Source organism: Clostridium sp. UBA1056 (assembly GCA_002316385.1).
In the GTDB taxonomy this organism is placed as follows: domain Bacteria; phylum Bacillota; class Clostridia; order Clostridiales; family Clostridiaceae; genus Clostridium_J.
The window spans coordinates 10,917-36,442 of record DCDL01000064.1; the positions used below are offsets into that span (position 1 = coordinate 10,917).

The following is a 25,526-nucleotide window of genomic DNA, read 5'->3' on the forward strand; positions in this document are numbered from 1 at the left end:
TCTATTATTTATTTGATAGTGCCTAAGTTAAATACTTTAAAATTTAGCACTTAAATCATATTTTGCTACTAATTTTTTTAATAAATCATATACCCTTTTGCCAAGTATTAACATAATAAAGTAATTTCCAACCATATGAATTAAATCATATGGAATTCCATTGATCCAATAAGTTAAAGCAAAGGTTTTAGATACTGTGAATATATAAGGTATTGAGTATAGGGCACCAAATAACATACCGAATACACCAGATACAATACTCCACCCTAAGAAGTTTTCCTTTATTATTTTTCTAAATAATAATACTATAAATACCAACATAGGCCAAACAACCCAATATCCAAACCACCAAGTTCCCATTCCACTAACAAGACCTAATAGAAAGTTGAATACTACTACAACTACCAGCGCTTGCTTACCTAATACTAAGGTATATATTATTAACAAAAATGATACTGGCTCTATATTAGGTATACTACTCGTCATAACCTGCAATACTAGCATTAGTGCGCCAAGTAATGATAATATTATTAAATTCTTAGTTTTATACATACTACCAACCTATTGTGAGTATAAGCTCTATTTTATCCCCATCTTTTATAGCAGCATCATCTATACCAACTTGAGAATTTTCTCCGTTTACTTTTAAATTCCACCACTCTTGCTTACTTCCATCTGCAGTTATATTATCTACTCCTGTTATAAATCTAATAGATTGAGATGTATCAGCAACAATTATTCCCATTTCATCTAATGCTTTGCCTAAGGTTGCTTCATTAGTAGAGTGTGTATGAGTTTTTTTGTAATTATCTTTTTCACTTATAACAGTAACTTCTATAGTTTTATCCCCTTCAACTCTTTGTTTTGAATTGAAATTTTTATAGATAAAAAATCCACCAATTGCAATAACTACAACTATTAAAGAAATTATTATTGCCTTCATATTTTTTTTCATATCTTCTCCTCCTAATAAATAAAATAACTCCCCCTCAACAGAGAAAGAGAGATTTTCATGACTACTATTAGTCTTATCCCTATGTAAAAACTCCATTTCCATGCTATCATATATGTTTTATAAAATCAATGTATTCTAATTCAAATCCTATTATACATATAAATTATTTAATATTATATATGCATAATAGAATTTGATATTTTATGATTCATTCATAGTTTTAAAACTTTTCATAAATATACATGTATCACTTAAATAAGTACTTTATTGTTCTATTCAAATTACATGATTATTATAATAAAAACTTCATTATAGTTATACTTTTATACTTTTCAAAAATAGTTTTTAACAGAAACTTAACATTTATCATATCTTATATATACCTGCGTAAATTGAATAATTATAAATTTACTTATACTAAATTTTGTTCTATATTATTTAATATATTTTTACATAACCACATGATTATAAAAGATATAAATATATTCCATATGAACGTAGCTATTATAGATATTGTGCCTAGCTCCAATACTATAGCTAAGACTACCGCACCTATAATTCCTGGCAAAGCAAGTATTATTAATGCCAATATGGTTAAAAACATTAGTAAGCCTTTACCTGTAACCTGTTTGAATATTTTTTGAGACAATACATCTCCTGATATAAATAACATGCCAAATCCTACTCTTGCTATTATACATATTAATATTTCTATAGGTGACGAACCTAATATTATTCCTGCAATAACAAATAGTATAGTTCCATCTATTATACACTTTATCAAATTTTCAGAAATGATATATAGTAATTTTTTAAGTGACTTTTCAGGAATCAAGTATATATAGTGCATTTTTAGTTCCCTTACCCATCGACCTGTAAAAGTCAAAAATAATTGAATATATGTGGCCATAGCAAAGGTAGCTACTATGCTTCCTACTTCCTTCATAGTTAATGTAAATATAACCACCACTACTATTTGAATTAAAGTAGTATTATCCAAAAATAATTTTCCCGCTCTCTTATTTTCCAACATATGCTTAAAGAAAAATACAGAAGCTCCTCTTCCTTTATTTATTCCACTGTTTTTTAGTTTTATTTTCTTGGTATCTTTAGTATCTACTATTCTACCTTCTTTTGCATCTTCCTTACGTTTATACATAGTTTCTGTGGCTTGAAGCACATCTTCATAATATTCATTCTTACTTTTCATAAGAATAAATATAGTTAAACCTATACCTAGAATTGTTAATATTATATAGATTAACGCATTAGAATTTTCACCTATCAAAAATCCATAAATTAAAGCCTTTAGCCATCCTACAAATGGAATATACTCTAGATAGCCCTCATTTATTCCATTAGCTATAGCCTCTATTCCTCTTCCACCGCCTTTTATGTTAAGTAAAATAGATATTACTACAGGTAGAACTAGAAGATAAATTAGCACCTTCACTATTTTCTTTTTCTTTTCACTACCACTAGTAATTGAATAAATAGCCATAGACATAATACTACTTATAAAAGTTAATACAAAGTAACCTATAAATATCATTATTACCCCTATAATATTTACCCCATAAGTCTGATTAAGTATACTAGCTTGGAAAAGTATAAATATAGAAATAAGTAAAGACATTCCTAGCTGTCTTACAAGTCCATATATCAATATTTTTTTAGATGATATAGGAGAAACAAAAAGTAAATTCACATCAGCCATTTTAAAAAATGTAGCTCCTGAAGATAAACCTTGGATAATTTGACTTATAAACAAGAACATAAATAGTGCATATATAATTGCTCCTAATTCTGACATTGATCTTAAACTTTTTCCATCAGCACTATTAGAAGTCATAGCTGAACTTATAAGCACAAAGGCCATTAAAGCTATTATAATTATATATCCTATTAATTTGCCCGGATGATTTTTCAAATCCTTTATTTGATTCTTTAAGGTTGTCCTCCATAGATAAATAATTCCTTTCACTACTGATCACCCTTTCCTTCAGTGATGTGAAAGAATAATTCTTCTAATCCCTCATTAGATTTATCAGTATCTTCTTTTATCTTTGTTGCAGCAATTTTTCCATTCATCATTATATGTGCTACATCCCAAAATTCCTTTACGCTATCAATCATGTGAGTACTTATTATCATCGATGCTCCTTGATTTTTCAGCTCTATTATTAATTCTTTTAAAGCTTTAATTCCGTGTGGATCAAGTCCTACTAATGGTTCATCAAAAATTATAACCTTAGGTTTTGGAAGCAGTGCACAACATATGCTCACCTTCTGTTGCATTCCCTTAGAGAGTTCTTTTCCAAATTTTTTTCTTTTATCAGCTAGCTCAAATCTATTTAAAAGCTCTTCAGCATATTCCTTCCAATCCGTAAGCTTGTATCCTCTAGCAATAAACTCTAGATGTTCTTCCACAGTTAACATGTCATAAAGTACAGGAACTTCTGGTATATATCCAATTCTTTTCTTAGCTTCTATGGATTTATTCTCAAAGCCTTCTATAGATATATCTCCTTGAAATCTTAAAAGTCCACATATACATTTAATAATAGTAGATTTTCCAGCACCATTAGGTCCTAAAAGTACTGCTATCTCACCATCATTAACTTGAAAATTTATATTATCGTTAGCTACAAATTTCCCATATTTTTTAGTCACATTATTTACAATTAATATTTTAATCACCATCTCTCAATAATTTTATTTATAACAGTCTCTTTACTATTGGTAGTTATCTACATTTTCCCCTAATTTAATTACTAATGTTAATATTTTATACATAACTCTTAGTAATTGCAAGGATAATTAATCTTTCAAACATACAAACTATTTTAATCATATCATCTTTCTTCTTTCATATTAATAAAGAATTTCAGAGATTTTATAAATTAAATTCAAATTTTTCAAGATAAACTATGACTATTCTCTACTTTTCCTATTCAATTAAATAATAGATAATTTCTTCTACAGTGGCACCATTATAAGATTTCTTTACATTTGCAAATTTCTTTCTTAGATTTTCCTTTATATTCTCAGTATATGATAAGGTAAAAGGTAAATATTTAGAAACCTCTTTTATATACTCTTTTGAAAAATAGTCTTTATTCATAACAATGGCAAAAATTATCATTAATATGCAATTATCTTTTATTAATTTTTTTACTTCATTAATATTCTTTCCTTTAAAACAAGTTGCATCATCTAACACATGAATAGTTAGATTTATAAGCTTATTAACGATATTATCCAGTTTATATTTCCCAACCAATTGAGACATTATAGTCATATGTTTATTCTCATAATCTACTTTTACATCCTGCAAATCATCACATAATTGAAGTAAAAATCCATACCCATATGTAAAAATCTCTTCATCTCTAGTTAGACTTCCATTTATAAGATACCCATCTACGATTACGGATGCCCCACCCTTTTCAATAGATATATCTAGCATATCTCTTTCATAGGGATTACTTATTCCTTCTTGCTGAGTTAGACTTTTAACTTGCTCCTTATAAATTAATAATAGACCTTTAAAAACCTTTGGATACTTTTCTCTACTAAAGACAGACTCTATATGCTCAACTAACTTAAATACCCGTCTTTCATGATTATTTCTCCCCTCTATCTCTTCCCCCAATAATCTTTTATAAAGCCTATGATTAAATTCACTCTTTTCTTTCATAGATATTTCTGCATTATCTAAATAATTATCAGTATATGGATATAACATACTGTATCCAAAGATAGCCATAGTAAAGGAAATATCTATATCTTTCATCTTTTGAAGAAGACTTATAATCCATACATTTCTCATAGCCTGACCTATATCTTCATAACTCATTTCTTTATCAAATGTTCTACACTGATTTATAAAGACCTTAGTAGTTGTAAAAAATTGATCCTTCATTTTTGTGTCTATAGCTCCAAGTTTAAATAACTCTTCTCCTAATATCATATCTTCTATTAAAGCATTACTATCTTTCTTCCACAGCAATCTCTTTTCTTCTTCTAATGGAAATCCTTCAATAATTTTAATAACTTTATCTAGAAGCTCTTCAAATTTCTTTTCATACTTTTTCTTTTTAATATATCCATTAGCTTCTAAGGGCATATCTACATATGTAGGCATACTCCACCAAATGTCTCTGTACAAATTCTTTAAAACTTTGATATTTTCTATATAGCTTTCACCTACATTACTATTCATAACAATCATCTCCTTAGAAACCATATACTTTATTATAATTTTACTTCATATAAATGTAATTACATTTCTTAAATATAAATTACCATTATTTCCTTAATTTATCATATCACATCTATAAACTATATGGTACTAGTATTGAGTTGTTTATGTATAAAATGTATATTATTAAATTAACTTCATAAGTTAAAGTTTATTAATATTTAAAAGTGATTAAGACTACATTTTCTATATACACTATAGTCTTAATCACTTTTATTTGTATTACATTTTATCTATTATTTAGTTATATCTATAAATACTATTTCCAATCTTCTCCTAGTTCCTTTGTATATAACCACTCTACTTTATCTCCATCTTTAAGCATTACAGTCCCTGCATTCTTATCTGGAATTTCTCCATTAACTCTATAAATCCATCCACTTTTAGGTCCTTCGTCAAATTCAAATAAACTATTAATTCCTTGAATATACACAGTTACTCCCTTACCTGTAGTACTTAATGGTATTTTATTCTCTTTACATGTCATAGCTAATCCTTCATATACAGTGGTTTCTTCATTAACTTTAATATTATAATCTTTAAGTATAAACTCTTCCTTATTTGACCCTATAATTGAATATGTTACTGATAAATTTCCTTCACTACCTTTTGAGCACCCTATCATAAATATAAGTGACATTATCAATACAGCAATGCACATAGATATTTTTATATTTCTATGATCCTTTTTATTATATTTAATCATCTTTATAACCTCTCTTGAGTTTTGTTAAATGAGCTGTCGCAAAATATATTACTAATCTTATATAAAATATTNNTAAGTGCTTATTCAATATTTATCTAGATTAGCTCATTTTGCGGAAGCCCCTTTCTTATTTTTCTATTTTTCTTCTGAGCTTTTTATATAATAGAAATCCCATAGCTGTTCCTCCTATAATCACCAAAGCTGCTATAGCCATATATACTCTATTATCATTATTTCCTTCACTCTCAGATTTTTCTTTAGAAGGTAGCCCTAGATTTTCTTTTCCAGTTTCATAATTTTCATATTGAGTATCTAATTTAGACCATATACTTTCTGTTGCTTTTATATCTCCAATAGCAATTAAGGATTGATTAGTCGCTAACTCATTAGCTGTTGGCTTCTGCCAGAAAAATTGTCCTTTAATTCCACTACCTGCTGCCGCATCTTCCTCAGTTACTTGCATATTCAAAATACCTGTGTTAACTCCACTCCATCTTTCTGATGCTAAATCTTCACCAACACTTAAAAGACCCGTAATTGCCATAGCTGTAGAGTTTGCATCAGATACATCTGTACTTCCATAGCCTATAAAAGTTCCATCTGCAAGTTTTGATGCTTCTAAATAATTTAAAGCTTTATTTATAGACTCTTTAATCCTTGGATCACTTTTAAAGGCTTCATCCTTTTGTAGCATTGATAAAGATACAAGAGCCACTCCTGTCATATCAGTACTACTACCCAAAGCCTTGCTAAATCCATAACCACCGTCATCCATTTGATATTCTAAAAGAGTTTTTAGTGCAAATTCTTTATCATATTCTTGATTTGACATTTCTAAAGCTGTTATAGCCCACATATTAAAGTTTGCACCATTGAAGCTCTCTGAGGAGTTTTTTTGTTTTTTTGCAAGAATTTCTGTAAAATTTTTGTCATGAAAATTCTTAGGATCTTCTCCCTTTGCAATAAGTCCTATAATAACTCCTGCATCATTCCCAGCATATGTATCTGCAGTTACAGTATTTTCATCCCAAGCTGGTATTGTATATGGAGATACCCTTACATCTTCTCCTACTCCAGTTAACGCTACTATCTGCCACCATGAATCTAGTTCTTTATTAGAATTCCTATAGTAATTAATTGTATTTGCTATAGCCTGATCCAAAGTTAATTTTTCTACCTTAACTTGATTCGTTATTTCTCTTGTACTAACTGTTGAATCTATATCATTTGCATAGGCCACTACTGGTAATATATTTGTTGTCAGTGTGGTACCTATAAGCGCTGCTGCTAAAAACAATTTTACTTTTTTCATATTTGTCCTCCGTAAAATTTCATATTTCTATAGAATTATAAGTCATTGGATCTATAATTCTTTACTATATATTTAAAAACTCTAAACTTTTAATATGTTATACTTCACTTTAATTCTATCTAAGAACTTATATAAGTTTGGCATAAGCAATGTTAAAAATAATACATTTCCTACTCCATGAATTATGTCAAAATAAAAACTAGATATATAGGATAAAAGTATAGTTTTTAAATTTATAACTTCCACAAAACCGATAATATGCCAGATGTTCATAAACCACCCAAAAAGTATGCCAGTTATAAATCCATAACTATAGATAATATATTTATTTTTTCCATTCAATTGAGCAGCAAAGAAACCACAAGTACCCCAAGCAACCATTTGCCAAGGAGTCCATGGTCCTTGACCTAAAAACATATTAGAAACAAAAGCTGCTATAAGACCAGTTATAAAACCAATCTTTTTTCCATACACCATGCCTACAATTATTACTATAGCTGTAGTTGGCTGAAAGCTAGGAATGGATGCAAAGGGAATTCTAGTTACTCCTGCAATAGATGAAAGTATTGCAATTAAAACTACTTCCTCAACTTCAAGATTTTCAAAAGCCCTTCTACCCTTAATAAAAACATATATGCATGAGTATATTATAGTTAAAGTCATGATAACTTTACTTTTAGTTACTCCTGCTATCAAAAATAATAAAATTAAAAAATATACCATATTTATCTCCTAGATTTTATTAATTGTTTTGGAAGATAAAAAAGCTTATTTCTAAAAAACTCTTTCACTTCAGTTGCCTTGCTAATCTTCCTATTAAACATCATTGAACATTTATCTGCATAGTCATATATAAAATCAATATCATGACTTACTAATACTACTGCAGTACCCGTACTTTTCACTTTTATCAATGTTTCCCCTAGACGTTTTTTTAAAATAGGATCTAAACCCTTAGTTGGCTCATCTAATATCAAGAGTTTAGATTTTTTAAGTATTTGAAGTACTATAATTATTAATTGTTTTTCACCACCACTAATATCTACAGGATGCTTATTTAAAAACTCTTCCAGATTATATTCATCCTTTAATTCATTATATAGCTCCTCATCATAATCTTCCTTTAGCTTACTTTTCAAAAATTTAAATTCCTCGCCTATATTATCAAAGGTGAAAAACTCATTTACATCTTGAGGTACATATCCAATTAGTTTAAAAAGTTTATCTTTAAGCTTTCCATACTTTTTTCCACATAACTTAAAGCTACCAGTCAATGGATAATATATTCCAGATAATAGCTTTAAAAATGTAGTCTTTCCAGACCCATTAGCTCCTACAATTGCTGATATCTCTCCACTTCTGGCACTAAAGTTTACATAGCTTAAATTCAGCAATTTATTATCATAGGAAAAGCTTATATTCTCTGCCTCTAGAATAGGTTCTCTACCTTCTTTTATTACTTCTTTTGTTATTTCTTTTTCCTTAATACATCCATCTATATTTAAATCAACTTCTCCTGTAATTTCTTTTACAAAAGGTTGCACTAAATCTCCTAGTTTGTCTTTTAACTTTCCTATGAAATTATCAGGAGGTTCACATAATAAAACTTCACCATTGTCGATAAAAATGACTTTATCTGCTTCATAAAATAATCTACTATATCTATGCTCTGTTATTATTGTAGTTATCTTATTTTCTTTATTAAGCTTTAATACTAAATTTACAATATCATCATAATGTATTGGATCAATTTGAGATGTTGGCTCATCTAATATTAAAATCTTTGGATGCATTAGAAGCAAAGCTGCAACATTTACAATTTGCTTATTTCCTCCAGACAATGTATGTACATTTTTATCTAGTATAGAATTCAGATTAAGATAGGTAACAATTTCTCCCAAACGCTCATTTATCTCATCTTCATTTAAATTTAAGTTTTCTAGTGAATATATAAGTTCTTCATGAACTTTATCACTAACTAGTTGTGCATTGGGGTCTTGAAATAAATATCCTACATCATTAAATTTACGCTTATCCACCTGAGTTCCATCAATTAATATGCTTCCCTCAAGATCTCCTGCTGGAGTTATCTCATGCTTAAGCATAGATAATAAAGTAGATTTTCCTCCTCCTGATGGCCCTATAATGAGTACTAACTCTCCCTTATTTATTTGTAAGTCTATATCTTTTAGGACTTTAACTTTTGACCCCGAATAAGAAAAATTAACTTTTTCTAGACTTATAAAGCTCATATACACTACTTACCTTTCTTGGTGCTCTAATATACTGATTAATATGCTATTTAAAACTTACATCTGTAAAAAATATCAACGTTCCTTGTAAAGTCTTAACTATTTTTGCTCTACCAAAAATGAATTTTTCTGTGTTACTTTATACTTTAAATATACTTTCTCCCCTAAATGTAAAAAGATTGGCATGGACAAGAATAGTATATATGCAATAATTGCAATCATCATTTCTAAACTAATAGTTATAGGCTTAACCTTAGGATATATTTCATATTTATAAGAGTCTTTCAATATAAATATCAAAGTTATACATAATCCACATATCCCAACAAATATATAATCAATAGCTTTAAAGATAATAGTCTTTTTCTTCTTTTTATCTCTATTTAAATACCCTCTAGATTTGATAGATTTTATAGTTATAATCCCTTGCTCCAAAGTTATAAAAAAGAATGCATTTAATATATGACTAAGACCTCTTGCTCTTTCTATCTTGCTGCCATCCTCAATACTTATCCCCTTTGTCTTTTGAGTATCTTTAATACTTTTTATCTTTTCTAAATACTCAGGAATAAATTTCACAGATAGACTTATAATTAAGCTAAGATTATTTCCTAAGGGAGATAATACATAGCTCAGCTTTTCATAATCCATTATTACATTAAAATAATTTCCAAGAAGCAATAATGAGAACAGCTTAATACCAGCAATTACTCCATATATAGTAGCTTCTAGGGTTATGGGGGTATAACCAATATAAAACATAATGGTCATCCCCCTGTGTGAAACTAGTGGATTTATTAAAACCACTAAAAGGGACATAAGTAGAAAAATTTTTATATATTGACTAAAGTTTTGAGTGCAAAACTTTAAGTTAATAACTAAAGTAATCACTAAAAATACAACTGCAACAATTGGATTTTCGCTTGAATATAGCATTATAATAGAAAAAATAAAATATATTAAATTTAAATATGGATTTAAGTTTACAAACGAAAATAACACTTTATACCTCCAAGCTATATGCAGCCTATATTAATATGCTCACGTATTTTATAGGAGACAGTTACCACTTTGTAACTTTATAGTTTATATTAAAGCTTTTAAAATAGCTTATATAAACTACAATCTACTTCTTTGTAGATTCTCCTAAGGATTTAAATACAATAAAAAAAGATAGATATCATTGATACCTATCTTGGAATATACTAAATTTAAATAAGTGAAAGTTACTACGCTTTAATCCACAGCATAACTTCTATACGAATATCTAGCTATGTCCTGCCTCTAAACTCATCACTGGCTAAATTTTTTAACTCTTCCTCAGAAAGTATCAAATTTCATAATCCTATGGCAGGTCTCCTGGCTTGTGAATCATACTTCTTAGCGCCTTCCCAAAATTAATTAGTGGCTTTTGCTAAGTCGTCCTCACCTACAGTTACTGGGATAGCTTTGGATTTTAACCAAATTCCCTATTAAGTACTTAGTACACCTATCGGACTCTATATATTTAATTGTATTTTGACTTTACTTATTTTAGAACGTAAATATGTAACCCTTTAACAAATTACAACCTCTTTACAGCTACTATTCTACTTAACTAGATTAATATTGTCAACCCCACTTTTCAAAAATTAATGAATTACTAAGCTTCTATTTCACTTCTTGATATTTAATTTCTACTACTTTTCTTATCTTTAATATTACTTTGTATATTACAAAAGACTTCCAGAGATTTAATCTAGAAGCCTTTTATAACAGAGTTTTATAAATATATTAGGATAAATAATATTAATATAAATTAATTTTTTACATCCCTTTTTTCAAATACTAGGAATGAAGCTATAGTTAGTATAGTTGCAAATACAAGCAATTGAATTGCTCCCATAGTTGGATTTAACACTATATCATTAATTTTAAACCTCTCAGCATAATTAGGGTCTGTAATGAAAGTTGATAAATTCATGTATGGTAATATAGTTTTTCCTACCCATTTCATGCCTAAGCCTGCCATAATCATTGTAGCTATTGAGCTTCCTAAATATGCTACAGTAGTAAGCCCAACTGCTAAAGCTGTATTTTTTATAATAGTAGATATTGCAAATACTAATGCTATTATAAATATTAAACTAATGCTTGAAAATAAGAGCTTAGGTATAATAGAAATTATAAAGTTTTGTTCAACAATCTTATCTCCACTGAATGATATAACCTTTGTAGCAAGGCCTCCAAATCCATTTATTATACCACTAGATATAATATTTAATACAACTGTAGTTAGCAGTACTCCATATCCTATAATAAATACTGATATTAATTTTGAAAGTAGAATTTTCCATCTAGATACTGGTCTTATCATAAGTAATCTAACGGTACCTGTAGAATACTCTGAAGAAACTATTCCTCCTCCAATGATTATACATAGTATAATTGCAATACTTACATACATTAAATATGTAGTATCTACAGAATTTCTAATATCATTATCAAATTTAATTTGTGAAATATTGTTTTCAAGGCTATACCAATCAAGATCTATAGCTTGTTCTATAGATTTAATTCTATCTTCATAGTCTTTTTTATATTGCTCATAAGTATATCCTTTTGCAACTCTCTCACTATTGGATTGTGTAAATTCTGTTTCACCAAGTAACCTTTCATTCTTTTCATCAATATTATATGCAATATCCCTTATAGTATTATTCTTCCAATCCTTATTGTCATAAGGAACTTTATTATTATATCTATATTCAGTAGCTTTAAGTCTTTCCTCTAAGGCTTTTAGTTGAAATTTCGAATTTTCTAATTCTGCAACTAAATTTTTATTATCAGAATTTTTCTTAACTTCTTCTTCAGAGGTCTTAATAGTTGATTCTATATTTCTAATTTCCTCCTTAGAAGATTTAATACTCTTCTCTAAATAAACTAAGTAATCATTCTTTATAACAGAATCATATAATTCCTTGCTTTCTTTATTTTTAGAATCTATTGCTTTTTCAAGTTCATCTTTGTCCATATTCATATATTCATTAAACATACTTATATCAAATTCATGTATATTAGAAAATAACTCTTCACCAGCTAGTCCTTCAGCCATCCCTGATAATATAATTGCTTCTTTTGATTTAATCCTAGCTTGTCTAGCCATTTCATGTCTCCAATCATCCCAAGAAACATTATTATCTATTAAAGTCTGTATCATCTTAATGTCTTCTTCATACACTTTTTTCTGAATATCTTTATTTTTCTTGCTTGTATCAATATTAGTTATTTCTGTTTGCTTCCACTGAATATCTTGGTTGTAGCTATCTATATACCAATTTTCCTGATTTCTGTTCCTTAAAAAGTTTAAAGCAACAGGAAGCATTATACTAGCTAAAAGTATTAAAACAACTATTACTTTAACGCTAATTTTTTTATATTGCTTTATTAATTCATTTTTTATTAGTCCACATACTTTCCTCATTAAAACCTTCTCCTTTTCTAAGATATTACACTATTTGTGTTTTCGAACCTTTTGTAATCTTCATAAATTCATCTTCAAGGGTGTTATTAATAGGAGTAATAGTGTAAACCAATATATTCTCCATAATTAAAGTTTTATTAATATTTGCAATTTCATTATGAGAACATGAAATTAATATTTTATTTTCTTTATAACTTATAATAATTTCTTTAGATTTTTCTTTATAAGTATTCTCTATAATTTCTTTTGCTAAGTTAGAATTGTTTACCTCTACTTCATAAGTTATTTCTTTTGAGATATCTTGCTCTTTAATATCTTTTAGAGTTTTTATATCAACAATTTTTCCATTATCAATTATTCCAACTCGATCACACATAAGCTCCATCTCGCTAAGCAAGTGACTTGATACTAGAACTGCTAGTCCATCTTTCTCTGCTAAATGTCTTAAGGTATTACGCAATTCTTTAATTCCCATAGGGTCTAATCCATTAGTAGGCTCATCTAGAATTAAAAGTTTTGGGTTATGTAGTAACGCTTGAGCAACCCCAAGTCTTTGGCGCATACCAAGGGAATACTTTTTCACTTTATCATCTATACGATTTTCAAGCTTTACTAACTTTATAACCTCATCAATACGTTCCTTAGAAATATTGCCATGCATTCTACCATATATCTCTAAATTAGTACGCCCTGTAAGATATCCATACATTTCTGGATTTTCTATAATTCCTCCTACTTTTGAAAGGGCTTTTTCAAAGTTTTTCTTAACATTGTTATCACTAATTAAAATATCACCTTCATCAATTTTTAAAAGCCCTGTAATCATCTTAATAGTAGTAGTTTTACCAGCTCCATTTGGCCCTAAGAAACCAAATATTTCTCCTGAATTTACTTCAAAACTCACATTATCAACTATTCTACGGTTTCCCATAATCTTAGTAACGTTCTTTAGTTCTAAAACTTTAGACATTTTCTCACCTCATAATCTTTGATGATGTTAGCATACATCAACTTCAATCTTTTGAAAATAATTTTCCTCCATTTGTAAGAAAGATGTAATAATCACCTTAAAATTTATATTAAAAGTAATAATTTCTTAATAGTTTAATTCATATTTTGTTAATGTTTGATAATCTCTTCTTATTACCGCTATTTCAAATATAGCTCCCTTAAATCTACATTAATAAAGCAACTAGTTAAATATGAAAAATTTAAAATAGTTCTATATTTACCTATTTATATATAAAAATTTTTACATATTCATATATCTAAACTTTTATATATTTTGATATTTTGATATTTTTATCCGATGACTACCCGCTCTAATACTCCCATCTTATTCAAAGTGGGAGTAAAGAGCGGCTACGACCCTGGATAACGATTTCTAAGTTTCAGTAGGAGCAAAAACCCCCTGAAACAAAGAACTCTGTTTATCCGATGACTACCCGCTCTAATATTCCCACCTTATTCAAGGTGGGAGTAAAGGGCGGTTACGACCCTGGATAACAATCTCCCCAAAGGAGAAAGAATTCTGTTTATGATAAACTCTAAATTTAGCTAATATAGTAAGATGTAATAGGTTAGCTTGCATAATTTATATTTTACCTTTAATAGATAATTAATACTTTTTATGGATTATATTTCATAAAATATTAAAAATCTTTCCTCATAAATCTCTTTAAATATGTTGTCCTCTTGTACTATAATATAGTACAAGGGACATGTGTCATTTATATAATTAAAACGTACCCTAAATTTTATTATCTTAATAGACCTTAGCTATAATCATATTTAAAGAGGTGATCATATGAATTTTTTTAATGAATCCTATGGGCTTGACTTATTTTCGATATTTCTTATTCTAGTATCATCTATATTTAATTTATTTTCTGTTACTCGTCTTCTAGCAGGAGTTATTTTATTTTATGCATTATATAGAGTATTTTCCAGAAACATTGAAAAGCGTGAGCAAGAACATAGAAAGTTCTGCATGTATGCCAATAGATTTTTAAGTAAATTTAATAGGGCAATTCCTAGCAATCTTCCTGTATTTCACTTGAGCGATTGCACTCCAATTTTTAACAACTTGAAAAGATGGTTTACCGAAAAGAAGAATTATAAAATAGTCAAATGTCCAAAGTGTGGACAAAAGCTTAGATTACCCAGAGGTAAAGGAAAGATAACCGTTACCTGTAAGAGATGTTTACATGAATTTAAAATGAAAAGTTAAAATTGAATATAAATGCTTAAGCTATCAGTATTAATTACATACCGGTAGCTTTTTCTTTTATTTTATTTACATGGATATTAAATTAGATTTAATTTCCTAATAAATATTCTTGATTTTCTTTGTAATTATGTATAATATATAAATAATACACTGAATTATTCATATATTTTTATTTTTATTGTCTTATTTTCAATAATTATTATAGTTTTAGATTATAACTTTTAGAATCAAATAAAAATTTAATTAGATAAGGAGATGAATTATGGATTTTTTAATTTCTATTAAAAATATGTTAATTACTCTTATGGACTTTTTAACTAATAAAGTTAATGTTATTAACAACTTTATGTGGTCTTATGTACTTATTGTTTTACTAATTGGATTAGGCATATACTTCACATTTAGGACAAAGTTTGTTCAGTTTAGATTTTTCAAAGAAATGTTTAGACTTTTAATGCCTAGTGATAAAAAAGAGAAAGATGGAATTTCATCCTTTCAAGCATTTTGTATAAGTACAGCTTCTAGAGTTGGTACTGGTAATATTGCAGGAGTTGCCATGGCTGTGGCTGCTGGTGGCCCTGGTTCAGTATTTTGGATGTGGCTTATTGCTTTAATTGGAGGTGCTTCTAGTTTTGTAGAAAGTACCTTAGCTCAAATTTATAAAACTAAAGATAAAGATGGTAACTATTTAGGTGGACCTGCCTATTATATTGAAAGAGGACTTGGAAAGCGTTGGATTGGTGTAATTTTCGCTATCTTAACCACTCTATGTTTTGGATTAGTGTTTAATGCCGCTCAGTCTAATACAACGACTTTAGCATTTACAAATGCCTTTGGTATTAGTCCTGTCGTAATGGGTATAATTTTATCAGTTTTAACAGCTTTGGTAATTTTCGGTGGAGTTAAAAGAATAGCAAAGGTTTCTGAAGTGATAGTTCCAATCTTTGCTACTGCTTACATCTTAGTTGCCCTTATAGTAGTGGTAATTAACATCAAATCTATTCCTGGCATATTCGCACTAATATTTGAAAATGCCTTTGGTATAAAGCAGTTTGCAGCTGGTGGACTTGGATTTACTATAATGCAAGGTATTAAAAGAGGATTATTCTCTAATGAAGCTGGTATGGGTAGTGCTCCTAATGCAGCAGCTACAGCAACCGTTTCTCACCCTGTAAAACAAGGACTTACTCAAACTTTAGGTGTTTTTACTGATACTCTAGCAATTTGTACATGTACAGCCTTTATAATATTAATTTCTGGTGATTATGCTGGAACTACTTTAACTGGTATTGAACTTACTCAAAGTGCACTAAGTTCTCAAATTGGAGTATTTGGAACTTATTTCTTAGCTATATGTACTTTCTTATTTGCTTTCAGCTCCATAGTAGGTAACTATTACTACGGACAAGCTAATATTGAATTTATAAGTTACAATAAAGTAATTCTTAATGTGTTTAGATCCTTTGTTGTTCTTACCGTATTTATGGGTTCTCTAGCTTCTTTAGATCTAGTTTGGAGCCTAGCAGATCTATTTATGGCCTTTATGGCAGTTATAAATTTAGTTGCTATTCTATTCCTTGGGAAATATGCTTTTGCTGCTCTTGATGATTATTCTCGCCAGAAAAAAGCTGGTAAAGATCCTATTTTTAAAGCTTCATCAGTTCCAGGACTTCAAAATACTGAAGCATGGGAAGATGACAATGATGATGATACTGATGAAGATATAGCTTAATATAAATTTAAGAAGCTATCTCAAAATATGCTAAATCTTATATTAATGGTGAACATGCAATATATTATTAATTATTGAAAGGACATCGCCTATCAATAATATTAAAATGCAAACTCAACATTTTATAAAGATTATGAACTATTTTGAGACAGCTTCTTTTTATCCGATGACTACCCGCTCTAATACTCCCATCTTCTTCAAAGTGGGATTAAAGAGCGGCTACGACCCTGGATAACGATTTTCCCTANNAATTCTGTTAGTAAGCTTCAGTGGTAGAAACCCCTCCTCTGAAGCAAAGAACTCTGTTTACTTTCTGTATAGTGAAGCACTAACTTTATAAAGACAATTTATAGTTTTTAAGTGTAACTATTCATATAATATCCTCATATTAAAGAAATTCTTTACCTTGATTAATAATCTATCTAAACAATACTTTTTTCTTCCCATAATGAAATAGTTTCATCTAGTTCTTTCTCAACATGATCTTTTTCAAGCTGAAGCTCATTTAATTTATTATAGTCTAAAGCATTTTCTACCATCAATTTTTCAATATTTTTTACTTTCTCCTCAAGGTAATCTATTTTTTCCTCTAGTTTTTCAACTTCTTTTTCAAGCTTTTTCTTCTCATCCACTACTTTAGTCTTTTTTACTTTTTCTACTTTTACCTTTTCTTCTTTAACTATAAGTGATTCTATTTTAATTTTTTCTTCTTTATAATTATCATAATTACCTTCATAGCTAGTAAACTTTTTATCTTCAATTGCTATTAGACGGTTACTGATATTATTGATAAAATATCTATCATGAGAAATATAGAAAATCGTACCATTGAATTCCTTTAATGCCTCTTCTAAATTTTCTATTGAATCAATATCTAAATGATTTGTAGGTTCGTCCATTATCAGTAAATTTATATCTTGAAATAGTAATTGACTTAATTTAAGTCTAATTCTTTCCCCTCCTGAGAGATGCTTTACTTTTTTAAATACATTTCCTCCATAAAACATAAACTTAGATAAATATTCCCTTGCTTTTCCCTCAAGAATAGAAAAATTCTCTCTAAAAGTTTCTAACACAGTAGCTTCTTCATTATCAAAGGTGATATTCTGTGGTAAGTAAGCAACTTTTACACTTTCTCCAATTTTTGTACTTCCACCATCCAGTTGTTCTTCTCCTAATACCATCTTTAAAAAAGTGGTTTTACCACTTCCATTTGCTCCTATTAAAGCTACTCTTTCTCCAAAGTTTACTTGCATATTTCCATCTCTAAAGAGTTCTTTATCTCCATAATTTTTATATAAATCTTTCACTACAATTACATCATTTCCAGATCTCTCTGCTTCATTAAAGGATAATTTCATATTTTGTCTTTGAAACTTAGGTTTGCTTATTCTATCCATCTTATTAAGACTTTTTTGCATACTAGCTGCTCTTTTAAAAAACTTATTATTATCTGCCCTTATAGCCCAATCTCTTAAGTCCTTAATAGCCTTTTCCATAGCTGCTATTTTCTTTTGTTGCTCTTTGTAGTTTTCAAATTGTATAAGCATATTTTCTTCCTTTTGATTAACATAGTATGAATAGTTTCCTTTATAAATTTCACAATACATGTCCTCAAGTTCAATTATCTTTGTAACTACATTATCTAAGAAATATCTATCATGGGATACAACAATGACAATTCCCTTATATCCCTTCAAATATCCTTCAAGCCATTCCACCGATTGCATGTCTAAGTGATTTGTAGGCTCATCTAGAAGTAATATATCTGGATTTTGTAAAAGAATCTTTCCTAAAATTACTGTAGTTTTTTCTCCTCCACTTAAAATATTGAATTCTTTATTTATAAAGTTCTCTGTTAAATTGAGACCTTGACATACCTTGCTTAGTTTTTCATCTTGCTCATAGCCGTCTTTGACCTCATACTCTTGCTGTAATCTACTATATTCCTTTAAAGCTCTCTCTAGCTCATCCCCTTCTATTAATTTCATCCTTTCTTCTAATGCCTTAATATTACTTTCTATAGAGTGAAGTTCTCCAAAAGCTTGATTTAAAACTTCCTTAACCGTTACTCCCTCATTGTAATTTGGAATCTGTTCAAGATATGCAATAGTAGCTCCTCTTGGTATAGCTATAGTTCCCTTATCATCTCTAGTTAGTTCCTCTATTCCTGCTATAATCTTCAGAATTGTACTTTTCCCACTTCCATTAGCTCCTACTATTCCTACACGTTCTCTATCATATATTTGAAAACTTATTCCTTTAAACACTTGAGTTGAGCCTAAATATTTTACTATATTATTAAAGGATAATTCCATCATAAAAATCCCCTGCCTTCTTTCATATTTTATGCTTAAGTAAATCTCACCTTGAATTCATATTAAAATGAGGTAATATTTTATTAAACTATCACAAGTCTTTAATTTGTTCTTCATCTATAAATACTATTTAATTCTTTATAATAAAAAAACTATAAGAAGATATCTTCTTACAGCCTAAAATTTAAAACTATTGAAATGATAACGAAATACAACGTACTAATACTTCTATTATTCTAAGGATACAAGTACTCCATTAACATTTTGTTTATCAAATTTAAATTTAGTAATGTAAGTTTTCTTCTAAATTGCTATATCTATAAATGGGTAACACAAATAAACCTGAATATCTTCAAGCAAATATTACTCCTTAATAAATAATGTCTATTTAAAATAAATTAAAATAGATTTAATCTTAGCAATTATACAGTTTCATCTTACATTCCTCTCTTTCTTTACATACATATTTTAACTTTTAAATTCATTTTTGTAAATACATTTTTGTATTTTTATGTTTATATTTGCTCAATACTATATAGATTCTGTCAAATAGGCTCTGTAGTAGATTAAAGTTATGAAATCTATTTTAGAGAATCTTTTCAATAAAATAACAGTTAAATGATTAAATGTAGAAAATAAATTATAAAAATTAAACCTTGATAATTCTTCTAAGGGAATTTAAAAGAATTATCAAGGTCGATTAATTATTATTTGAAGCTTGGCACTCTTCTTGCCTTTTCAGCTGCCTTTAATACACTATATAACATTATAGTTTCTATAGGTAAAAGAATAATATTTTTTATTATACGTGCTGATACGTATACCATTATTCCCTTTCCATAAAGAATAGACAACCATATTGGTGTAAGCACTATATTTACAGTAACTATCACTACTAGCCTAGCAAAAAAAACCCGCTTTATAGTCACAGGCTTCTTATATAATATGAGTCCTGTTAAAAATCCTCCTATGAATTCATTAAGTGTAAACCCAATAAAAAATGGACCACTAGGACGTATAATATACTTGATTATATCTGCAACTACCCCTACACATCCAGTGGCAACAGGCCCATAAAATAAGGCACATACCCCTACTACAATGAATGAAAACCCTATTCTAAGGGTACTATTTAACTCAATAAATAGTGAGCCTATGATAATGTTAAGGGCTGCAAATAAAGCTAGATTAGTTAATGATGAAGTCTTTTTTAAATGGGCTGAAGACTCCTTTAATAAACCCAACATGTTACCCGTTTTTTTAGAAAAAAACATAAAAAAAACCTCCTTTTCATAATAGCCACATAAAAAAGGAGAAATCCTATTAATATGTAGCAGTGGGAATCAAAGTAAGTACCGCAAGTTACCTTTTCGTCTGGTGACAACTCCCTGTTCACTCAGCACTTAACGCACAAACCTTTACTCTGCTTATAATCACAGTATATCATACATAAATAGTTATTCATAGAATTTATATAGTTCAATATCTTATTCATTTTTCATAGCAATTTCTGATGTACCTATTAATCTCATCATCAAACTCAAACCCCTGAGATCTAGCCTCTTCTAATATATAAATATCCACTCCATAAGGCTTATCCAATCCTCTAATAAGTCTTTTACTCATAGGTATTTCATATTTATCTATAATGATTTTGAATTTTTCGTCATTTATAATTTCTATCTTAATTTCTCTATGTAGTTCTCTACTTAATGAGTTAACTACAACTTTAATAAATTCTTCTTCATTTAAATTCTTGACTTCATAACTTCTTAGTACTTTTGATATTACCATAAGTTTAGCTCCTTATTTATATATTTTCAATAAAGCCTATTACCTTATTACTATTAATATATGGAGCCTTATATATATGGTTATTTTGTTCTAAAATAAATAAAGCCGAGATTAACTCTCGGCATTTGAATTCTCATAAGCTATTAAAACTACTTTCTTATTTTCGTTCTTTGACATGCTTTGTTCAAGATTAGTTAGCATTTGTCTTTCTTCATCTGTTACATTAGCGAATTTATATTCATTAAAAGATTGCATAATATCACCTCCCGTGCAGATAGTATTAGCATTTCCATAATAAATATGTATAAAGTAAGTAATTTTCTTTATAATCATAACTTGGTAAGTATACAGAAATCATGTTATGATTATTATAACATTTATATTACATAATGGAATAATACCAATATAATTCAATTACATTCAATAAATAGTTTAGGAGGAGCATATATGAACAAATCTACAAATAAAAAATTAATGCTATATACCTTTAGCTTTATTATTGTACTTTTAATAAGTTCACTACTAATCTATCTATACTTAAATAATAAGGCAGATTACTCTTCACCTGACAATATGCCTTCTAGTAAAAACAACTGGATAGAAGATATAGATTATCTACAAACTACCCTAGCTAAAAAACATAAAAATGTATATCATACCCTTACTAAAGAAGAATATAATGAAAAATTTAATAAACTAAGAGAAGAGCTTCCTAACCTTAATGATAATGAAATAAAAATTAGATTATCCCAAATTGTAGCCTCCGTTGGGGATGCTCATACTGCAATTGAGTTAGGATTTAATAAAGATAAACTATATCCCATAAGTTTTTATTGGTTTGGTGAGGATATAAGAGTATCAAAAATTAATAAGGATAATGAAAATTATCTAGGATATAAATTGCATTCTATAAATGATTTCCCTATAAATGATATAATATCAAAAATAAATTCTTTGATATCCCATGAAAATGATCAATGGCTAAAGGTTATGAACACACAATATCTAACTTTACCGGATGTATTAAGTTCTTTAGAAATATCCACTAAAGATGAAGTTAAGTTTACTCTTATTAATGACGATGGTAGTACGTTAGATTTAAATCTAACACCTAGAATAAATATATTTGAAGATAAGCTAACATCTCTAGCCGAATTAATGCATACAAAACCTATTAAATTACAAAATATATCTGAGGATCCCTACGCAAATTTATATTGGTATAAATATATAGAAGAAGAGAATACTCTATATTTTCAATATAATGCTTGCATAGATAAAACTGTTGCAAAAAGATATGGATATGAAGATTATGAGTCTTATCCCAAATTTGATGAATTTTCCAAAGAATTAATAGCTGCTATCAATAACAATAAAATAGATAAATTTATCATAGATTTAAGAAATAATACTGGTGGAGACTCATCATTGATGACTGAATTAGCCGAAAAGCTTTCTAATATAGAAACCTTAAAAAAATCTGATAATATATTTGTTCTTATTGGAAGAGAAACTTTTTCATCAGGAGTATTTGCCTGCATAGACTTAAAGAATTGCTTAAGTCCTATTTTTATAGGGGAGCCAACAGGTGGAAATGTAAACGGTTATGGAGATATAAAAATTATTACCCTTCCAAATTCAAAACTACAAGTTAGTTACTCAACCAAACTTTTCATACTGTCTGATATGTATGATTCAAACTTTATACCAAATATTAATGTAGAGCAATCCTTTGATAACTATATAAAAGGAATTGATGATGTTTATGAAGCAGTAAAAAATTATAAGTAAGAACTTTTAATATATATTTAATTTAATTTTCATATAAAAGAGTGATATTTACTATAAATATAGTAAATATCACCCCATACATAATTGTCATGCAAAATTTCTCAATTAAAATCTCACGATAATATATCCATGAGATTTTTCCCTATAACACATTACTTTCTTTTAATAAAAAATAGCGCCAAGGCCCCTTGCCCTGAATGGGTACCCACTGCTGTACCTATCTCATTGATAATTATTTTATTTGTACCTAATTCAGATTTTATTAACTTTGCTGCTTGATTAGCAGCATCTAAATCATTTGCATGAGAAAGAGCTATTTCATATTTAGGGTCTAAATCTCTAGTTTTCATTATGTCTATCACATGCTTCAAAGCCTTATTCCTACCTCTAGCCTTGCCACAAGGTTCAAGAGCTCCATCTACCAATGTTATAATTGGTTTAAGTCCAAGAACATGACTAACAATAGCCTTTCCAGAAGATATTCTTCCTCCACGCTTTAACATATCCACTGTATCCATTACAATTAAAGTTTCTAATCTTCCTATTAAATCATTTATTTCATCTAATATTTTCTCTACAGAATATCCTTTATCTCTCATATCTGCGGCTACAGTTGCTAAACATCCAAAACCTCCAGTGGCTACAAGAGTATCCACAACGAAAATATTTTCACTGCCTTCTTCTAAATGCATCCTGGCTATATTGGCTGAACTGTTTGTCCCAGATAACTTACTAGAACAAGTAAGACAAATAACTTTATTACCTTTGTCTAATTCTTTCCTAAAAAACTTTTCAAATTCATAAGGAGTAACTTGTGAAGTTTTAACTGTAGTATCCTTATGTTTTATTGCTTCATAAAATTCCTCATTTGATAAATCGATTTTGTCCTTATATACATGTCCATTTAAATCCACCAACAATGATAAAAATTCTATGTTTCTTTTCTTCATATATTCCACGGTTAAATCTACAGAACTGTCACATAGTATTGTTATATTATTCATGTTAATCCCCCCCTAAATGCCTTTGATAAACAAAGTGTATTCGGATTATATCATCTATTTCCCTATAATACAACTGAAAAAGACATAATTATACATAGAACATTATGGAATGAATTATAGCTCATTCTTAAAGAATTCTTTTTCTAGTATTTTTAATGCTTTTTCAAAATTTTCTTCTGCCACTCCTGAACAAGATAGTAATAATCTTGGATATTTCTCCTCCTCATCTGTTTCAAATGTACGTAATAAAACTCCTACTCTAGCACTTCTTTTTACTAACTCTTCAGCTGATAAATCACTTTTAACTTCCATCTGTATTAAAAATCCTCCAGAACCAGGTATTGCAATTGCCCTATCTCCAAACACCCTATTAACTGCTATACACAATTGTTGGCTCTTAGTCATGTATAACTTTCTTGCTTTTCTGATTTGTCTAGCAAGATGTCCATCGTTAATAAATTTGCATAGGGCAATTTGTTCAGTTTTTGACGCCGTTTGATTATAAACTCTTCCTCGCTTTTTATACACCTCAGTTAAATCTTTAGATAATACCATAAAACTAATTCTTAAAGATGGCATTAATAATCGTGAAAAAGTTCCCATATATACTACCTTATTTCCTCCATCTAATCCCTGGAGAGATGGTACAGGACGACTATAATATCGAAATTCACTATCATAATCATCCTCAATTATTAAGCAATTCTCCCTTTGTGCAAATGCTAATAGTGCTAATCTAGTCTGTATTGGCATAACCTCTCCCCATGGTGTTATATGAGAAGGTGATGTGTAAATTAACTGCACTTTATCCTTTTTAAATTTTGATAAGTCTCTATCTATACTCTTATATGTTCTAGTTATAAAGCCTCTATCTTCAAATACTGCCTTTCCTTGCTCAAAGCTAGCGCCTGTAAAAGACACTGATGACCTAACTCCAGTTAATGAACATAAAATTTGCAGTAAACTCTGTACTCCTGCTCCAACTACAATTTGTTCTGGAGTGCAAATTACTCCTCTTCTCTCTGCTACATATTTAGATAATACTACTCTTAAATCATACTCTCCCTGAGGATCTCCATAGGATAAAAGTCGTTCTTCATTACGAAGTGCACTTTTTATATACCTACTCCATAAGTCAAAGTCGAAACTTTTATAATCCACTGCGTAGGTAGCAAAATCATATAAGGGTTTGTTTTCTTCTCTAGATTTACTATGTTGTACTGGCTCTACTCTGTGGATATCTTTATAATTTAGTTCACTTACATAAAATCCACTGCCTGGTCGTGAAGTAACATAACCTTCTGCTACTAATTGTAAGTATGCAGCCTCAACTGTTGTACGACTTATCATCCTCTCCTTTGCACATCTACGAATGGATGGCAACTTACTTTCAGCTTTAAGCGTTCCTGATGATATAAGCTCTTTATAATGATTATATAGTTGAATGTATAGTGGTGTATCTGATGGATCATTAGGATTTATTATATTAGATTTAATTTCATTCATAAAACTCTCCTTAAAACTGTCCATATTAAAATTCTATATTTTGTGCATTTCAACAACGACAAATTCAATATATATTATATATAGGGACACCAATATATTCAAGTGCTTCTAAAAGCAGATAATAATTTCAAATTATTCATTACCTAATTTTGTTGCAACAAAGATTAAGGCATCTGAAAATAAATAATAAGTCAAAGAT

Annotated in this window: 21 protein-coding genes and 2 riboswitches; of the genes, 3 read left to right on the forward strand and 18 right to left on the reverse strand. The window is 28.8% G+C overall.

All coding sequences use genetic code 11. The features are described 5' to 3' along the window. Window positions 1-36: 36 nt before the first annotated feature. The 12 genes from B3W71_RS18490 to B3W71_RS18545 all read right to left on the reverse strand — a co-directional run bounded on the left by B3W71_RS18490 (window position 37) and on the right by B3W71_RS18545 (window position 13,922). Complete coding sequence (locus B3W71_RS18490; RefSeq protein ID WP_346890407.1) at window positions 37-552, reverse strand: hypothetical protein; 516 nt, start codon at window positions 550-552, stop codon at window positions 37-39. Between the two features lies 1 nt (window position 553). After that, entirely contained in the window at window positions 554-955 is a 402-nt protein-coding gene (locus tag B3W71_RS18495; protein ID WP_346890408.1) for a DUF4430 domain-containing protein, read from the reverse strand. Between the two features lie 412 nt (window positions 956-1,367). Next, the gene (locus tag B3W71_RS18500; protein ID WP_346890409.1) at window positions 1,368-2,939 is read right to left on the reverse strand and encodes a putative ABC exporter domain-containing protein; all 1,572 of its coding nucleotides are present in this window, start codon (window positions 2,937-2,939) and stop codon (window positions 1,368-1,370) included. After that, window positions 2,939-3,646, reverse strand: a complete 708-nt coding sequence (locus tag B3W71_RS18505; RefSeq protein ID WP_346890427.1) for an ABC transporter ATP-binding protein — start codon at window positions 3,644-3,646, stop codon at window positions 2,939-2,941. Before B3W71_RS18505 ends, B3W71_RS18500 begins: the two co-directional genes overlap by 1 nt. Window positions 3,647-3,905: 259 nt before the next feature. Next, window positions 3,906-5,180, reverse strand: a complete 1,275-nt coding sequence (locus tag B3W71_RS18510) for a hypothetical protein (RefSeq protein ID WP_346890410.1) — start codon at window positions 5,178-5,180, stop codon at window positions 3,906-3,908. A gap of 298 nt (window positions 5,181-5,478) precedes the next feature. Further along, window positions 5,479-5,925: a DUF4430 domain-containing protein gene (locus B3W71_RS18515; protein ID WP_346890411.1), complete on the reverse strand. Its 447-nt coding sequence runs from the start codon at window positions 5,923-5,925 to the stop codon at window positions 5,479-5,481. A 127-nt stretch (window positions 5,926-6,052) separates the two neighbouring features. After that, entirely contained in the window at window positions 6,053-7,237 is a 1,185-nt protein-coding gene (locus tag B3W71_RS18520; RefSeq protein ID WP_346890412.1) for a prenyltransferase/squalene oxidase repeat-containing protein, read from the reverse strand. An 81-nt stretch (window positions 7,238-7,318) separates the two neighbouring features. Continuing rightward, window positions 7,319-7,960, reverse strand: coding sequence for an ECF transporter S component (locus B3W71_RS18525; RefSeq protein ID WP_346890413.1), 642 nt, complete (start codon window positions 7,958-7,960; stop codon window positions 7,319-7,321). A gap of 2 nt (window positions 7,961-7,962) precedes the next feature. Then, a complete protein-coding gene (locus tag B3W71_RS18530) occupies window positions 7,963-9,489 on the reverse strand; it encodes an ABC transporter ATP-binding protein (RefSeq protein ID WP_346890414.1) in 1,527 nt (508 codons plus the stop codon). 99 nt (window positions 9,490-9,588) lie between these two features. Further along, on the reverse strand, window positions 9,589-10,491 hold the full coding sequence (locus B3W71_RS18535; protein WP_346890415.1) for an energy-coupling factor transporter transmembrane component T: 903 nt from the start codon (window positions 10,489-10,491) through the stop codon (window positions 9,589-9,591). Window positions 10,492-10,821: 330 nt separating this feature from the next. Then, window positions 10,822-10,998: riboswitch (cobalamin riboswitch) on the reverse strand. A 289-nt stretch (window positions 10,999-11,287) separates the two neighbouring features. Next, window positions 11,288-12,952, reverse strand: coding sequence for an ABC transporter permease subunit (locus B3W71_RS18540; protein ID WP_346890416.1), 1,665 nt, complete (start codon window positions 12,950-12,952; stop codon window positions 11,288-11,290). Between the two features lie 25 nt (window positions 12,953-12,977). Continuing rightward, complete coding sequence (locus B3W71_RS18545) at window positions 12,978-13,922, reverse strand: ABC transporter ATP-binding protein (RefSeq protein ID WP_346890417.1); 945 nt, start codon at window positions 13,920-13,922, stop codon at window positions 12,978-12,980. An 837-nt stretch (window positions 13,923-14,759) separates the two neighbouring features. Between B3W71_RS18545 and B3W71_RS18550 the strand changes: the two genes are divergently transcribed. Then, window positions 14,760-15,182: a hypothetical protein gene (locus B3W71_RS18550; RefSeq protein WP_346890418.1), complete on the forward strand. Its 423-nt coding sequence runs from the start codon at window positions 14,760-14,762 to the stop codon at window positions 15,180-15,182. A 304-nt stretch (window positions 15,183-15,486) separates the two neighbouring features. Beyond that, window positions 15,487-16,914 carry an alanine/glycine:cation symporter family protein gene (locus B3W71_RS18555; protein WP_346890428.1) on the forward strand — a complete coding sequence of 476 codons (1,428 nt, stop codon included), beginning with the start codon at window positions 15,487-15,489 and terminating at the stop codon, window positions 16,912-16,914. Between the two features lie 422 nt (window positions 16,915-17,336). Here B3W71_RS18555 and abc-f read toward each other — a convergent pair whose 3' ends face one another. From abc-f to B3W71_RS18575, 4 genes are all read right to left on the reverse strand, one after another. Further along, window positions 17,337-19,235, reverse strand: coding sequence for a ribosomal protection-like ABC-F family protein (abc-f, locus tag B3W71_RS18560; RefSeq protein ID WP_346890419.1), 1,899 nt, complete (start codon window positions 19,233-19,235; stop codon window positions 17,337-17,339). A gap of 704 nt (window positions 19,236-19,939) precedes the next feature. Further along, window positions 19,940-20,506 carry a folate family ECF transporter S component gene (locus tag B3W71_RS18565; protein WP_346890420.1) on the reverse strand — a complete coding sequence of 189 codons (567 nt, stop codon included), beginning with the start codon at window positions 20,504-20,506 and terminating at the stop codon, window positions 19,940-19,942. 58 nt (window positions 20,507-20,564) lie between these two features. After that, window positions 20,565-20,660, reverse strand: a riboswitch (THF riboswitch). A gap of 63 nt (window positions 20,661-20,723) precedes the next feature. Further along, window positions 20,724-21,026 (reverse strand): hypothetical protein, encoded by a 303-nt coding sequence (locus B3W71_RS18570; RefSeq protein WP_346890421.1) that lies wholly within the window; start codon window positions 21,024-21,026, stop codon window positions 20,724-20,726. A gap of 111 nt (window positions 21,027-21,137) precedes the next feature. Next, window positions 21,138-21,281 carry a hypothetical protein gene (locus tag B3W71_RS18575; RefSeq protein WP_346890422.1) on the reverse strand — a complete coding sequence of 48 codons (144 nt, stop codon included), beginning with the start codon at window positions 21,279-21,281 and terminating at the stop codon, window positions 21,138-21,140. 192 nt (window positions 21,282-21,473) lie between these two features. Here B3W71_RS18575 and B3W71_RS18580 point away from each other — a divergent pair, with 192 nt between their 5' ends. Beyond that, a complete protein-coding gene (locus B3W71_RS18580) occupies window positions 21,474-22,817 on the forward strand; it encodes a S41 family peptidase (RefSeq protein WP_346890423.1) in 1,344 nt (447 codons plus the stop codon). A gap of 152 nt (window positions 22,818-22,969) precedes the next feature. Here the strand turns inward: B3W71_RS18580 and B3W71_RS18585 are convergent, their stop codons facing one another. Then, window positions 22,970-23,821, reverse strand: coding sequence for a DegV family protein (locus tag B3W71_RS18585; protein ID WP_346890424.1), 852 nt, complete (start codon window positions 23,819-23,821; stop codon window positions 22,970-22,972). Window positions 23,822-23,935: 114 nt separating this feature from the next. Next, on the reverse strand, window positions 23,936-25,327 hold the full coding sequence (locus B3W71_RS18590) for a PLP-dependent aminotransferase family protein (protein WP_346890425.1): 1,392 nt from the start codon (window positions 25,325-25,327) through the stop codon (window positions 23,936-23,938). Window positions 25,328-25,526: the final 199 nt, after the last annotated feature.

What these genes read in the sequence shown, in the direction of transcription:
- B3W71_RS18490 (WP_346890407.1), bottom strand. Translation starts at nt 552, where the DNA reads ATGTATAAAACTAAGAATTTAATAATATTATCATTACTTGGCGCACTA.
- B3W71_RS18495 (WP_346890408.1), bottom strand. Translation starts at nt 955, where the DNA reads ATGAAAAAAAATATGAAGGCAATAATAATTTCTTTAATAGTTGTAGTT.
- B3W71_RS18510 (WP_346890410.1), bottom strand. Translation starts at nt 5,180, where the DNA reads ATGAATAGTAATGTAGGTGAAAGCTATATAGAAAATATCAAAGTTTTA.
- B3W71_RS18515 (WP_346890411.1), bottom strand. Translation starts at nt 5,925, where the DNA reads ATGATTAAATATAATAAAAAGGATCATAGAAATATAAAAATATCTATG.
- B3W71_RS18520 (WP_346890412.1), bottom strand. Translation starts at nt 7,237, where the DNA reads ATGAAAAAAGTAAAATTGTTTTTAGCAGCAGCGCTTATAGGTACCACA.
- B3W71_RS18525 (WP_346890413.1), bottom strand. Translation starts at nt 7,960, where the DNA reads ATGGTATATTTTTTAATTTTATTATTTTTGATAGCAGGAGTAACTAAA.
- B3W71_RS18530 (WP_346890414.1), bottom strand. Translation starts at nt 9,489, where the DNA reads ATGAGCTTTATAAGTCTAGAAAAAGTTAATTTTTCTTATTCGGGGTCA.
- B3W71_RS18540 (WP_346890416.1), bottom strand. Translation starts at nt 12,952, where the DNA reads ATGAGGAAAGTATGTGGACTAATAAAAAATGAATTAATAAAGCAATAT.
- B3W71_RS18545 (WP_346890417.1), bottom strand. Translation starts at nt 13,922, where the DNA reads ATGTCTAAAGTTTTAGAACTAAAGAACGTTACTAAGATTATGGGAAAC.
- B3W71_RS18550 (WP_346890418.1), top strand. Translation starts at nt 14,760, where the DNA reads ATGAATTTTTTTAATGAATCCTATGGGCTTGACTTATTTTCGATATTT.
- B3W71_RS18555 (WP_346890428.1), top strand. Translation starts at nt 15,487, where the DNA reads ATGGACTTTTTAACTAATAAAGTTAATGTTATTAACAACTTTATGTGG.
- abc-f (WP_346890419.1), bottom strand. Translation starts at nt 19,235, where the DNA reads ATGATGGAATTATCCTTTAATAATATAGTAAAATATTTAGGCTCAACT.
- B3W71_RS18565 (WP_346890420.1), bottom strand. Translation starts at nt 20,506, where the DNA reads ATGTTTTTTTCTAAAAAAACGGGTAACATGTTGGGTTTATTAAAGGAG.
- B3W71_RS18570 (WP_346890421.1), bottom strand. Translation starts at nt 21,026, where the DNA reads ATGGTAATATCAAAAGTACTAAGAAGTTATGAAGTCAAGAATTTAAAT.
- B3W71_RS18575 (WP_346890422.1), bottom strand. Translation starts at nt 21,281, where the DNA reads ATGCAATCTTTTAATGAATATAAATTCGCTAATGTAACAGATGAAGAA.
- B3W71_RS18580 (WP_346890423.1), top strand. Translation starts at nt 21,474, where the DNA reads ATGAACAAATCTACAAATAAAAAATTAATGCTATATACCTTTAGCTTT.
- B3W71_RS18585 (WP_346890424.1), bottom strand. Translation starts at nt 23,821, where the DNA reads ATGAATAATATAACAATACTATGTGACAGTTCTGTAGATTTAACCGTG.
- B3W71_RS18590 (WP_346890425.1), bottom strand. Translation starts at nt 25,327, where the DNA reads ATGAATGAAATTAAATCTAATATAATAAATCCTAATGATCCATCAGAT.